Source organism: Roseovarius spongiae (assembly GCF_003651245.1).
GTDB lineage: Bacteria > Pseudomonadota > Alphaproteobacteria > Rhodobacterales > Rhodobacteraceae > Roseovarius > Roseovarius spongiae.
The window spans coordinates 248,116-261,344 of sequence record NZ_RAPE01000001.1; the positions used below are offsets into that span (position 1 = coordinate 248,116).

The 13,229-nt window shown below is 65.2% G+C and carries 12 protein-coding genes; 9 read left to right on the top strand and 3 right to left on the bottom strand.

The genetic code is table 11. The features are described from left to right. The first annotated feature begins 160 nt into the window (after positions 1 to 160). The 3 genes from pnp to D6850_RS01170 all read left to right on the top strand — a co-directional run bounded on the left by pnp (position 161) and on the right by D6850_RS01170 (position 4,029). Complete coding sequence (gene pnp / locus D6850_RS01160) at positions 161 to 2,290, top strand: polyribonucleotide nucleotidyltransferase (protein ID WP_121163171.1); 2,130 nt, start codon at positions 161 to 163, stop codon at positions 2,288 to 2,290. Positions 2,291 to 2,484: 194 nt separating this feature from the next. Beyond that, positions 2,485 to 3,642: a Fic family protein gene (locus D6850_RS01165; RefSeq protein WP_121163173.1), complete on the top strand. Its 1,158-nt coding sequence runs from the start codon at positions 2,485 to 2,487 to the stop codon at positions 3,640 to 3,642. Between the two features lie 93 nt (positions 3,643 to 3,735). Further along, positions 3,736 to 4,029 carry a hypothetical protein gene (locus tag D6850_RS01170; RefSeq protein ID WP_121163175.1) on the top strand — a complete coding sequence of 98 codons (294 nt, stop codon included), beginning with the start codon at positions 3,736 to 3,738 and terminating at the stop codon, positions 4,027 to 4,029. A 25-nt stretch (positions 4,030 to 4,054) separates the two neighbouring features. On the opposite strand, the gene D6850_RS01175 is transcribed toward D6850_RS01170, so the two are convergent. Together D6850_RS01175 and D6850_RS01180 are read right to left on the bottom strand one after the other, a co-directional pair. Further along, complete coding sequence (locus D6850_RS01175; protein WP_121163176.1) at positions 4,055 to 4,723, bottom strand: L,D-transpeptidase; 669 nt, start codon at positions 4,721 to 4,723, stop codon at positions 4,055 to 4,057. Between the two features lie 113 nt (positions 4,724 to 4,836). Further along, positions 4,837 to 5,295: an Lrp/AsnC family transcriptional regulator gene (locus D6850_RS01180; RefSeq protein WP_121163178.1), complete on the bottom strand. Its 459-nt coding sequence runs from the start codon at positions 5,293 to 5,295 to the stop codon at positions 4,837 to 4,839. A gap of 131 nt (positions 5,296 to 5,426) precedes the next feature. On the opposite strand from D6850_RS01180, the gene ald reads away from it, so the two are divergent. The 3 genes from ald to aroC all read left to right on the top strand — a co-directional run bounded on the left by ald (position 5,427) and on the right by aroC (position 8,452). After that, positions 5,427 to 6,545, top strand: a complete 1,119-nt coding sequence (ald, locus tag D6850_RS01185; protein WP_121163179.1) for an alanine dehydrogenase — start codon at positions 5,427 to 5,429, stop codon at positions 6,543 to 6,545. 82 nt (positions 6,546 to 6,627) lie between these two features. After that, positions 6,628 to 7,278: an oxidase gene (locus D6850_RS01190; RefSeq protein ID WP_147438840.1), complete on the top strand. Its 651-nt coding sequence runs from the start codon at positions 6,628 to 6,630 to the stop codon at positions 7,276 to 7,278. Positions 7,279 to 7,345: 67 nt separating this feature from the next. Continuing rightward, complete coding sequence (gene aroC, locus D6850_RS01195; protein ID WP_121163181.1) at positions 7,346 to 8,452, top strand: chorismate synthase; 1,107 nt, start codon at positions 7,346 to 7,348, stop codon at positions 8,450 to 8,452. A 6-nt stretch (positions 8,453 to 8,458) separates the two neighbouring features. Here aroC and D6850_RS01200 read toward each other — a convergent pair whose 3' ends face one another. Beyond that, positions 8,459 to 9,904, bottom strand: coding sequence for a TrkH family potassium uptake protein (locus D6850_RS01200; RefSeq protein WP_121163182.1), 1,446 nt, complete (start codon positions 9,902 to 9,904; stop codon positions 8,459 to 8,461). Between the two features lie 127 nt (positions 9,905 to 10,031). Between D6850_RS01200 and D6850_RS01205 the strand changes: the two genes are divergently transcribed. From D6850_RS01205 to D6850_RS01215, 3 genes are all read left to right on the top strand, one after another. Further along, positions 10,032 to 10,736 carry a GntR family transcriptional regulator gene (locus D6850_RS01205; protein ID WP_121163184.1) on the top strand — a complete coding sequence of 235 codons (705 nt, stop codon included), beginning with the start codon at positions 10,032 to 10,034 and terminating at the stop codon, positions 10,734 to 10,736. Next, on the top strand, positions 10,726 to 11,634 hold the full coding sequence (locus tag D6850_RS01210) for a dihydrodipicolinate synthase family protein (RefSeq protein WP_121163186.1): 909 nt from the start codon (positions 10,726 to 10,728) through the stop codon (positions 11,632 to 11,634). Before D6850_RS01205 ends, D6850_RS01210 begins: the two co-directional genes overlap by 11 nt. A gap of 94 nt (positions 11,635 to 11,728) precedes the next feature. Then, a complete protein-coding gene (locus tag D6850_RS01215) occupies positions 11,729 to 13,219 on the top strand; it encodes an aldehyde dehydrogenase (protein WP_121163187.1) in 1,491 nt (496 codons plus the stop codon). Positions 13,220 to 13,229: the final 10 nt, after the last annotated feature.

The following is a 13,229-nucleotide window of genomic DNA, read 5'->3' on the forward strand; positions in this document are numbered from 1 at the left end:
GCCGTGCGGTGTCTCTTTCATTCCACCGTGAAACCCTGTATGCGCGCAGAATCTGAAAGCCGGCGCCCGGACCTCAGCGCCAGACAAAGAAGATACCGGGGTCAGGGGCAATACGGCCCCTACGCAAACGCCCGATCCGGGCGAGAACAGGAAACGACAGATGTTCAACGAAGTTAAGAAATCGATCGAGTGGGGCGAGGAAACGCTCACGCTCGAAACGGGCAAGGTGGCCCGTCAGGCGGACGGGTCCGTCATCGCCACGCTGGGCGAAACCAGCGTCATGGCCAACGTCACGTTCGCCAAGCAACCGAAGCCGGGCATGGATTTCTTCCCGCTGACGGTTCACTACCAAGAGAAATACTATGCCGCGGGCAAGGTTCCCGGCGGCTTCTTCAAGCGCGAAGCGCGTCCGACCGAAAAGGAAACGCTGACTGCGCGCCTGATCGACCGTCCGATCCGTCCGCTCTTCGTGCCGGGCTTCAAGAACGAAACGCTGGTGATGTGCACGGTGCTGAGCCACGACCTCGTCAATGACCCGGACATGGTGGCGATGATCGCCGCGTCGGCCGCGCTGACGATTTCGGGCGCGCCGTTCCGCGGGCCGATTGCCGGTTGCCGCGTGGGGTATGAGGATGGCGAATACATCCTGAACCCGACCGTCGACGACATGCACGAGCTGAAGAACAACCCCGATCAGCGTCTCGACCTCGTTGTCGCCGGCACCAAGGACGCCGTGATGATGGTCGAATCGGAAGCCTACGAGCTGACCGAGGACGAGATGCTCGGCGCGGTGAACTTTGCGCATGAGCAGATCCAGCCGGTGATCGACTGCATCATCAGCCTCGCCGAAGAAGCGGCGAAAGAGCCGTTCGATTTCGAAGCGCCGGACTACTCGGAGCTTTACGAGGCCGTCCGCGCCGCGGGCGAGGACAAGGTGCGCAGCGCCTATGCCATCACCGACAAGCAGGAGCGCACCACCGCCGTGGCCGCGGCCAAGGACGCGATCCGCGAGGCGCTGACCGAGGAACAGCAGGAAGACCCGAACCTGTCCTCCGCGCTGAAGAAGCTCGAGGCGACGGTGCTGCGCGGTGACGTGGTCAAGACTGGCAAGCGGATCGACGGCCGTGCGCTCGACGAAGTGCGCGACATCGTTTGCGAAACCGGCCTGCTGCCGCGCACGCATGGCTCCGCGCTCTTCACCCGCGGTGAAACGCAAGGTCTCGTCGTGACCACGCTCGGCACCGGCGACGATGAGCAGTTCATCGACGCGCTGCATGGCAACTTCAAATCGAACTTCCTGCTGCACTACAACTTCCCGCCCTACTCGGTCGGTGAAGCGGGTCGCGTGGGCCCTCCGGGTCGTCGCGAGATCGGTCACGGGAAACTCGCATGGCGCGCGTTGCAGGCTGTTCTGCCGGCGGCGACGGATTTCCCCTACACCATCCGGCTGGTCAGCGAGATCACCGAATCGAACGGCTCCAGCTCGATGGCGTCGGTCTGTGGCGGGTCGCTTTCCATGATGGACGCGGGCGTGCCGCTGAAAACCGCCGTGGCGGGTGTCGCGATGGGCCTGATCCTCGAAGAGGACGGCGACTATGCCGTGCTGACCGACATCCTCGGCGACGAGGACCACCTCGGCGACATGGACTTCAAGGTGGCCGGCACGAAAGACGGCATCACCTCGCTCCAGATGGACATCAAGGTGGCGGGCATCACGCCCGAGATCATGCAGAAGGCCCTGGCGCAAGCCAAGGAAGGCCGGATGCACATCCTCGGCGAGATGAACAAGGCGATCACCGGCGCGCAGGAGTTTTCTGTCCACGCGCCGCGCATCGAAACGATGCAGATCCCGACCGACAAGATCCGCGAAGTCATCGGGTCCGGCGGCAAGGTCATCCGCGAGATCGTCGAAGTGTCGGGCGCCAAGGTCGATATCAACGACGAGGGCGTCATCAAGATCGCCAGCCCCAACGGTGATGCGATCAAGAAGGCCTATGACATGATCCATTCGATCGTGGCCGAGCCCGAGGAAGGCGCGATCTACACCGGCACGGTGGTCAAGATCGTCGATTTCGGCGCCTTCGTGAACTTCTTCGGCAAGCGCGACGGACTGGTCCACGTGAGCCAGATCGAAAACCGCCGCCTGAATCATCCTTCGGACGTGCTGAAGGAAGGCCAGGAAGTGAAGGTCAAGCTGCTGGGCTTTGACGACCGCGGCAAGGTGCGCCTGTCGATGAAGGTCGTGGATCAGGAGACCGGCGAAGAGATCAAGAAGGGCGAGGACGCCTGAGCGTCCGCGTCCCTTGCTTAAAACCTATGGACCCCGGCGGAAACGCCGGGGTTTCTTGTTTGTGATTCCCGGTTTTCCTGTACTCAAGCGGTTTTGAGTAGCCACCACTGACCACAAACTATTTTGAATATAGAGGTGGCGACGATATCATATTCAAGTTGTTTGAGTATGACGCCTCCGATACAACGGCTTTCATGGTAGCCAAAACCGAAGTTCTTATACACAACACAATATATGACCGTTCGGACGCGGTGGACTACCACTATGGCCAATTCCCGCCGCCCGCACCCGACCTGAACGTGCTTCAGGCGCCGTTTGCCGGGGCGCTTGTCGCGCTTACCAAATATGACACGCTATTGCGGCAGCTTCCCAATAGTGAATTGCTGCTCGCCCCGCTCCGCGCCCGCGACGCGGTCGTTTCGTCGCGCATGGAGGGCACAATTTCGACCATCGAAGAGGTGCTGCGGCTCGAGGCGGATGCGAATGAAAACGCGATGTCGACGACATCGCGAAACGACGCACTGGAAGTGGCGCTCTACGCGCGCGCCCTGCGACAGGCCGAGGACCAGATTGCCGAGGGCTATCGAATTTCCGAACATCTCATCAAGTCGGCGCACCGAGTCCTCCTCAGCCACGGGCGCGGCGCCGAAAGGCGCCCCGGGGAATACAAGGCGGACCAGAATTACATCGGCGAACGGCGAGGACGGAAGATCGACTTTATCCCGATCAATGCCGGGGACCTGACTGCCGCGATGCAATCGCTTGTCGTGTTCGTGAACGAAAGCGACATGCAGCCGCTTTTCAAGACGGCGATCGCGCATGCCGAGTTCGAGGCGCTCCACCCGTTCGATGATGGCAACGGCCGGGTCGGGCGTATGCTGATCCCGCTGATGCTGTGGCAGCAGGGCGTGCTCAGCGCGCCGCGTTTCTTCGTCAGCGACTATTTCGAGCGCAACAAGGAAGAATACATCGAACGTCTGCGCGCTGTTTCCTCCGATGGGGACTGGACAGGCTGGTGTCGGTTCTTCCTTGACGCCCTGAGCGAGCAGGCCGGTGACAACCTCGTCATGGTCAATGAAATCCAGGCGCATTATGGCGATATGCGCGAGGCCTTCCGTGATGTGTTGCGTTCGCACTGGTCCGGCGATGCGCTGGACTACATCTTCGCCAACCCGATCTTTCGCAACAATCGCTTCACTCGGAATGCCGGCATACCCAGACAGACCGCGCACAGTTTTACCCGCAAGCTGGTCGATGCGGGGTTCCTGAAAGTGCTCGAGCCTCCGGCGGGACGCGCACCGGGCCTCTATTCGTTCCCGTCGCTCCTCGAGATTGTCCAAGAGCCACGCTGAGTGGCAATGCCGCCCGCGACGTCATCGGATTGCTTGCAATTCGGGCGGTAGTGCAAGCAATGTAGCTGAAATTGAAACAATCCGGATGGGGGAATGATGAAGAAGAGGATCGCGGGCCTGCTGGGTCTGTCGCTGGCGGTGGCGGGATGCGTCGAGACAGCAGAGATGGCGTCGCCGGCGCGGCCGAACGTGCCGCGCGTGCTGTCGACGGTGCCCGAGAACATCAAGGAGATGGCCGCGCCGAGCCAGGACCTGACATCGGTGCGCGTCGCGCCGGAGGACGGCTGCCTGTGGTATCTCTACGCCGGTCCGGTCGAGACCACGTGGCTGCCGCTGCGCACGCGCGACGGGCGGCCGATCTGCACGGCGAAGGACGCGGCCGCCTGAGCCGCCCCGCCGGGGCGGGGCCGCCTCAGCTGCGCGCGGTGACGTAGTTTTCGGTCGGGTAGAGATGCGCGGTGGACCCGAGCGCGACCCGGTCGTAGAGGCCGATGATGTGGGCCATCACCATGCGCACGCAGCCCGAGCTGGCCCGACCGCCCACGGAACGCGGCGTCGGCGTGCCGTGGATCCGCAGATAGGTGTCGCGATTGCCCTCGTAGAGATAGAACGCGCGCGAGCCCAGCGGGTTGGTCGGGCCGCCGGGGACGCCGTCCTCGAACTGGGCGTATTTTTCCGGCTCGCGCTTGATCATCTTGGCGGTGGGCGTCCATGTCGGCCATTTCGCCTTGCGCTTGATGGTGTAGGTGCCCGGCTCGTACAGGTCGCCGCGCGCGATGGCGACGCCATAGCGCATCGCCGTGCCGCCCTCCTCGATGAAGTAGAGATAGCGCGCCACGGCGTCGACATGGATGTCGCCCGGCCGCAGCCCGTCATTCGCCTTGACCCGCGCCGGCATGAAGCGGGGTTTCAGCCCCCAGGGATTCGACGTCGCCGGATCGTAGTTCGGCGGCGTCACCTGTGCGTCCCATTTCGCCCACATGCCGGGCGAGGATTTCGGCGCGGCGTGAAGCGACGCCGGCAGCGCGGCGGCGGAGAACAGCGCGCCGGTTGTCTGGATGAAATGGCGTCTCGTCAGCATAGGTTTCACACCCTCCGGGATCATGTACTGTTTGGTACTCAATGACTTTACGGCATTTTTGTTCGGGTGGGGAGGATAACATTCCTGTGCGCCGTTGCGGTTGGTCCGCTGCGTCAGACCGGCAGCGCGGTCGTCTTGCAGACCGTGCGCAGCGCGAAGCTCGACTGCATCTTGGCCACGCCCGGCAGCCGGGCGAGGTGCTGGCGGTGGATGCGGGCGAAATCCTCGGTGTCCTCGGCGACGAGCTTGAGGATGTAGTCGGCGGTGCCCGCCGTCAGGTGACATTCCAGCACGTCGGGGATGCGCGCGACCGCCGTCTCGAACGCGCCCAGCACGTCCTCGGCCTGGGTGGAGAGGGTGATCTCCACGAAGACGGTGGCCGGCACGCCAAGCTTGCGCGCGTCCAGCAGCGCGACGTAGCCGCTGATATAGCCCTCTGCCTCGAGCCGCTGAACGCGGCGGTGGCAGGCGCTGGGCGAGAGGTTGATCCGCTCGGCCAGGTCGGCGTTCGAAATCCGGCCTTGCCGTTGCAGGACGGTGAGAATGCGGCGATCGGTGGCGTCGACGGACATTGTGCAAGCCTTTTGAGTAACGAAGTTCATATGGCGAAGAATATTCGAATAAAACCGCTAATTGCGAGAGTTAATTGGCCACGTTTGCGCGGCGGTTGCGGCATCATGCCGTCAAACAGGAGGAGAATCGTATGAAGATCGGCTGCCCGACGGAAATCAAGCCACAGGAGTTCCGCGTCGGAATGACCCCGAACGCCGCGCGCGAGGCGGTGCATCACGGCCACGAGGTGATGATCCAGGCCGGGGCGGGGATCGGCGCGGGCTTTACCGACGCCGACTATGTGGATGCGGGCGCGCGGATCGTCGATACCGCCGAGGAGATATTCGCCGGCGCCGAGATGGTCGTGAAGGTCAAGGAACCGCAGGCGGTCGAGCGCAAGATGCTGCGCGAGGGGCAGGTGCTCTTTACCTACCTGCATCTCGCCCCCGATCCCGAGCAGACGAAGGATCTGCTCGCCAGCGGGTGCACCGCCATCGCCTACGAGACGGTGACCGACGCGCGTGGCGGTCTGCCGCTTCTGGCGCCGATGTCCGAGGTGGCCGGGCGGCTGGCTCCGCAGAGCGGGTCATGGGCGCTGCAAAAGGCCAATGGCGGCAGCGGCGTGCTGATGGGCGGCGTGCCCGGCGTGCGCCCCGCCAACGTCGCGATCATCGGCGGCGGCGTCGTCGGCACCGCGGCGGCGCGGGTCGCGGTGGGCATGGGCGCCAACGTGACGGTGCTGGACCGGTCGGTGCCGCGGCTGTCATATCTTGACGACGTGTTCATGGGCCGCCTGACGACACAGTATTCCGACAAGGGGGCGGTCGAGGACCTGCTGCCGCGCATGGACATGGTGATCGGCGCGGTGCTGATCCCCGGCGCCGCCGCGCCCAAGCTGGTGAGCCGCGAGCAACTGGGCGTGATGAGCCCCGGTTCCGTCCTCGTGGATGTCGCCATCGACCAGGGCGGCTGTTTCGAGACGTCCAAGCCCACCACCCACGAGGACCCGATCTACGAGGTCGACGGGATCATCCATTACTGCGTCGCCAACATGCCCGGCGCGGTCGCGCGGACCTCGACCATCGCGCTGGGCAACGCGACGATGCCGTTCATGCTCGCGCTGGCCGACAAGGGCTGGAAACAGGCCTGCGCGGAGGACGAGAATCTGCTCAACGGTCTTAACGTCCATGCCGGGCAGCTGACCTATTACGCGGTGGGCAAGGCGCTCGGGATCGACGTGATTTCGCCGCAGAAGGTGGTGAAGGGCTGAACCTGCGCATATTCGGGCTTCCCGCCGGGCGCGGGACGTGCCACATCGACCCTGGCAGGAACGGGGCAGGGGGAGACCGATGATGGCGTTCATTTCCGACATGATGCGGGTTCTGACGCGGGACAGCATCCGGCGGGCGGTGCTGGTCTGCTGCGTTCCGGCGCTGGTCTTTTACCTGCTGGCGCTGCTGATCCTCACGCAGGCGGGGTTCACCCTGGTCGAGATCCTGCGCGACACCGCGCAGACCACGGGAGAGTCGAGCTTCCTCGGCTTCGTTTCAAGCTTTGGCGCCTGGCTCTGGGTCGCGGCGGCGAGCGTGGCGGCGTTCCGCGTGGTGGTCGAGGGGCGCGGCGCGACCGGCGCGCATCGGAGATTGGCGTTGTTGCTGGCGGGCTTCTCGTTCTTCCTGGCGCTGGACGATTTCTTCATGATCCACGACCGGTTCCTGACCGAAGGCATCCTGATCCCGCTCTACATCCTGTTCCTCTATTACCTGATCCGCCGCTTCTGGCCGCTGATCGCGCGCGTGGACGGGACCGCGTTCCTTATGGCGGGCGGGTTCCTCGCGATGTCGGTGATCGTGGACGCGGTGCAGGAGATCCTGCCGATTTCCTACGGCGCGTCGCAGGCGCTGGAGGAGGGGTTCAAGTTCCTCGGCGGAGCGGGGTGGCTATACTTCTGCACCCGCGTTGCCGCGCATCGCCTCGTGGTGGCCCCGGTGGAAGAGGGTTGAGGGGGGACTGAAAATCCTTGAGGCCCCCCGGCGGCGCGGCTACACCCGCGACCAAAGGAGCCGCGCCATGAGTTTCAACACGTTCGGACATCTCTTTCGCGTCACCACCTGGGGCGAAAGCCACGGTCCCGCGCTCGGGGCGACGGTCGATGGCTGCCCGCCCGGCGTGGCGGTGAGCGAGGCGATGCTCCAGCACTGGCTGGACCGGCGGCGGCCCGGGCAGAACAAGAACATGACCCAGCGCAATGAGCCGGACGCGGTGCGAATCCTGTCCGGCGTGTTCGAGGGGCGCACGACCGGCACGCCGATCCAGTTGATGATCGAGAACACCGACCAGCGCAGCCGCGACTATGGCGACATAGCGGACACGTTCCGCCCCGGCCATGCCGACATCACCTATCACCAGAAATACGGGCTGCGGGACTATCGCGGCGGCGGACGCAGTTCCGCGCGCGAAACCGCCGCGCGGGTGGCGGCGGGGGGCGTGGCGCGGGCGGTGCTGGAAGACCTCGTGCCGGGGATCGCGGTCAAGGGGTACATGGTGCGGATGGGCGCGATGGCGCTGGACCGCGCGCGGTTCGACTGGGACGCGATCGAGGGCAATGATTTCTGGCTGCCCGACGCTCAGGCCGCGCCGGAATGGGAGAAATACCTGCAAGCGCAGCGCAAGGACCGCAATTCGGTCGGGGCGGTGGTCGAAGTGGTGGCGCGCGGCGTGCCTGCCGGCCTCGGCGCGCCGGTCTATGCCAAGCTGGACACCGCCCTGGCCGCCGCGATGATGAGCATCAACGCTGTCAAGGGCGTCGAGATCGGCGAAGGCATGGCCGCGGCGGAATTGACCGGAACCGGCAACGCGGACGAGATTTTCATGGGCGAGGACGGGCCGGAATACGGGTCCAACCACGCGGGCGGCATCCTTGGCGGGATCAGCACCGGGCAGGAGATCGTCGTGCGGTTCGCGGTCAAGCCGACGTCGTCGATCCTCAGCCCGCGCCGGTCGATCCGCAGGGACGGCTCGGCCATGGAGGTGGTGACGAAGGGCCGGCACGACCCCTGCGTCGGCATCCGTGCGGTTCCGGTCGGCGAGGCGATGATGGCCTGCGTTCTGCTCGACCAGCTGCTGCTTCAGCGCGCGCAGACCGGTGCGGCGGGGCCGGTGGGCCGCATCGGGTGACGCCGTTCAGCTGCGCCAGAAATTGATGGTGAAGATCGCGTAGACCGCCATCAGTTCCAGCCGCCCGATCAGCATGGCCGCGCTCAGGATCCATTTCGCGGTGTCGTTGAGAGGCGCGTAATTCCCCGCCGGGCCGATGGTGTCGCCCAGCCCGGGGCCGATATTGGCCAGCGCCGCCGCCGCGCCCGAGATCGACGTGACGAAGTCGAGCCCGGTAAGCGAGAGCAGCACCGAGATGACGCCCAGCGACACGATGAAGAAGACGAAAAACGCCATGACCGAGTTCAGCACGTCATCCGCCACCGGCCGCCCCGCGTAGCGCGGCGTGAAAACGCCGTGAGGCGTGCGGATGCGGCGCATCTGCACGCGGATCGAGGCGAACAGGAGCTGGTAGCGGAAGATCTTGATCGAGCAGGCGGTCGAGCCGGCGCAGCCCCCGATCAGCCCGGTGAGAAAGATCACCGCGATCGGCAGCGGCCCCCATGTCATGTAGTTTTCGCTCGCGTAGCCGGTGCCGGTCATGATCGAGATGGTGTTGAACAGCACTTCGCGAAAGGTCTTTTCACTGGCGTCGCCGGCCTGGATGAAGCGCCAGAGCGTGAGGGAGCCGATGATGGCGAACAGCGTCAGCAGGTAGGCGCGCACCTGCGGGTCGGTCAGCAGCGGGCGCGCGGTTCCGGCGGTCAGTTGCACGAACCGCACGAAGGGCAGGGCGGCCAGCGCCATGAACAAGGAGGCGACGTATTCGCTCGACGCTGGCAGGGCGACGAAGGAGGCGTCGTAATTGGCCATGCCGCCGGTCGCGATCGTGGTCATGGCGTGCACGATGGCGTCGAACATGTTGAGCCCCGCCAGGACGTAGGCGGTGACGCAGACCAGCGTGAGCGCGAGGTAGATCACCGATATTCGCGACGCGATCTCGGTCGCGCGGGGCAGGATCTTGCCCATCGTGTCAAAGGCTTCGGCCTTGAATATCTGCATCCCGCCGACGCGCAGTTCGGGCAGGAACACCATCGCGACGATGATGATCCCGATGCCCCCCAGCCACTGCATGATGCCGCGCCAGAGCAGCAGTCCCTTCGGGAGATCGTCAAGCCCCGACATCACGGTCGATCCGGTCGTGGTCAGCCCCGACATCGCCTCGAAGAAGGCGTCGACGAAGCGCAGTTCGCTTTCGCCCAGCATGAAGGGCAGCGCCCCCAGAAGCGGCAACACGACCCAGACGCCGGTGGTCAGCAGAAAGGTCTGCTGGATGGTCAGCCCCTGCTCGACCCCGTTGCGGCAGGTCAGCGCGACCAGCCCGCCGCTGAGCATGGTGAGAAGCGAGGATTGCGCGAACACCGTCCATTCGCCGCGCCCTTCGGCGAGATCGACCATCAGCGGAGCCAGCATCGCCAGCCCCAGCGCCATGACCGTGAGGCCGACAACATATCCCACCGGACGAAAATCCATGAGCGGCAGCGTTGGACTCGGCCCGCGCCGCTGTCAAGCTGCAACGGAGCGCGGCTCCGGCAGGGAATGAATCCCCCTTTACAGGGCGGGCGAATTGTATACAGATTGTGTACGATATGGGGGTGGCATGGCCGGGGAACGCAAGAAACAGTGTCTCGACGATCTCCGGATGCGGATCCTGACCCAGCAGATCGCACCGGGCGCGGATCTTGACGAGGTGTCGCTCTGCGACGCTTACGGCATGTCGCGCACGCCGATGCGCGAGGTGCTGCAAAGGCTTGCCGGGGACGGTTACGTGCGGCTCGAGCGCAACCGCGGGGCCAAGGTGGCCTCGATGGATCTGCCGGTGCTGCGGATGTTCTTCCAGACCGCGCCGCTGATCTACGCCAACATCGCGCGTCTTGCCGCCAGCAACCGCCGCCCCGAGCAGATCGCGCCGCTCTGCGCCACGCAGGAGGCGTTCCGCGCCGCGACCGAAGCGCAGGACGCCGGGGGCGCCGCGCTGCTCAACCACCGCTTTCATGAGACGCTGGGCGAGATGGCGCACAATCCCTACCTGATGCCGGCGCTGCGCCGGATGCTGATCGACCACACGCGGCTTGGCCAGACGTTCTACCGCCCCACCTGCGCGGACGAAAAGCAGCGGATCGCCACCGCCTGCCTGCATCACGAGCAGATGATCGGCGCGATCGAGACGCAAGATGCGGAGCGCGCCGTCGATCTCACGCTTGCGCACTGGGATCTCTCCCGCGACCGGCTGGAGCGTTACGTGACGCCCGATCCGCTGCCGCTCGACCTCGATACGACAAAGGACCAGGCCCATGCAGTTTGACGGCATCTACGTTCCCATAGTCACCCCCTATCACGACGATTTCACCATCAACGAGGAGGCGCTGGCCGACACGGTCGAGCTGCTGATCGGCGCGGGCGTCGCGGGGATCGTCGTCGCCGGGACGACGGGGGAATATTACGCGCAGTCGATGGAGACGCGGCTCTGGCTGTTCGAGCGGCTGAAGAAGCTGATCGATGGCCGCGTGCCGATGGTCGCGGGCACCGGCGACATGCAGACCGAGAATTCCGTCACCTACGCGAGGGCCGCCAAGGAGATCGGCGCCGATGCGCTGCTGGTCGCCACGCCGCCCTATTCCTGCCCGACGGGGCGCGAGATCGCGCTGCACTGCCTTGCGATCGACCGGGCGGCGAACCTGCCGGTGATGCTTTATAACTACCCGGGGCGGATGGGCGTGAACATGGACGAGGAATGCCTCGACCGGCTGGGCCGTTCGCCCAATTTCTGCGGCATCAAGGAAAGCTCGGGCGACATCAACCGGCTGCACATGCTGGCGCGGGATTACCCGCATATCGGGCTGGGGTGCGGGATGGATGACCAGGCGCTCGAATTCTTCGCCTGGGGCGCGCGGTTCTGGGTCTGCGCGGGCGGCAACTTCGCCCCCGAGGCGCATGTCGCGCTGTGGCGGGCCTGCGCGGTCGAGGGCGATTTCACGCGCGGGCGCGCGATCATGTCGGCGATGCTGCCTTTGATGCGCGTGCTGGAGCAGGGCGGCAAGTTCATCCAGTGCATCAAGCACGGGCTGACCATGCGCGGCATCCCCGCCGGACCGCCCCGCAAGCCGCTGCATCCGCTCAACAAGGACGACAAGCGCGCGCTGGAGGAGGTGATCCGCACAATGAACACCGCCATCGCCGCCATCGAAGGAGAGGCAAAATGAGTGCGAGCTGGCGAATGGCCCGCCCGGACGCAGGCCGGGCTTCGGATAGGCATCCGATCTCGCACGCAATCAGTGTTATGGAAGGGGTCTCGAAATGACCGAGTTTCTCACACGCGCCGAATACGCCGCCATCGCGGCCGAGATCGACCTGCCCGCCGCGCCCTATATCGACGGCAAGTTCCGCAAGGGGTCGGGGCCGATGATGGACACGCTGAACCCCGCCACCGGCGAGGTTCTGACCTCGATCAGCACGGCCGGCGCCGATGACGTGGATTTCGCCGTCGCCAAGGCGCGCGAAGCGTTCGAGCGGGGCGACTGGTCGCGGCTGCACCCGTCCGAGCGCAAGGACGTGCTGATCCGGCTCTGCAAGCTCATCACCCGGCGCAGGAACGAACTGGCGGTGATGGAATGCCTCGATTCGGGCAAGCCGATCCGCGATTGCGTGAGTATCGATATTCCTGAGACGATCGACACCATCAAGTGGCACGCCGAGCTGATCGACAAGCTCTACGACCAGACCGCGCCCGCCGGGGATGACGCCGTGGCGATGATCGTGCGCGAACCCATCGGAGTGGTCGGCGCGGTGCTGCCGTGGAACTTCCCGCTGATGATGATGGCGTGGAAGATCGGCCCGGCGCTGGCCGCGGGCAATTCGGTGATCGTGAAGCCGGCCGAGCAGACGACGCTGACCGCGCTGCGCATCGCGGAATTGGCGAGCATGGCGGGCCTGCCCGCCGGCGTGCTTCAGGTGCTGCCGGGCGACGGGCCATCGGTGGGCGAACCGCTGGGCCTGCACCGCGCCGTCGACATGGTGAGCTTTACCGGCTCGACCGAGACCGGAAAGCGGTTCCTGCGTTATTCGGCCGACAGCAACATGAAGAAGATCACGCTGGAATGCGGCGGCAAGAACCCCGCCGTGGTGCTGGCGGACGCCGAGAACCTCGACCACGTCGCCGCGCATGTGGTGAACGCCGCGTTCTGGAACATGGGCGAGAATTGCAGCGCCGCCTCGCGCCTGATCGTGCACAAGGACGTGAAGGAGCCGCTGATGGAGCGCATCGTCGCGCGTATCCGCGACTGGAAGACGGGCGATCCGCTCGACCCGGCGAACCATCTTGGCGCGCTCATCGACGCGAAGCATTGCAGTAAGGTCGCCGCCTATCTCAAGGGCGAGGCGATCGTGGGTGGGACGGCCGAGGGCGCGTTCGTGCCGCCCACGGTTTACGAGGTGAAGGTGGACGATGCGCGCGCGCAGGACGAGATCTTCGGCCCCATCCTGTCGGTGATCGAGGTGGCCAGCACCGAAGAGGCGATCCGGCTGGCCAACGACACGAGCTACGGGCTGGCCGCAAGCGTGTTCACCGCCAACGCGCGGACCGCGATTCGCGCCGCGCGAGAGATTCGCGCCGGCACAGTGACCGTCAACTGCTACGGCGAAGGCGACATTTCCACGCCCTTCGGAGGCTATAAACAGTCGGGATTCGGCGGGCGCGACAATTCCATTCATGCCCATGATCAATTCACCGAACTGAAGACGATCTGGATCGACCTGAGCGATCCGGCGGAAGGGGACAACGTGGGCTGAAGGCGCGGGG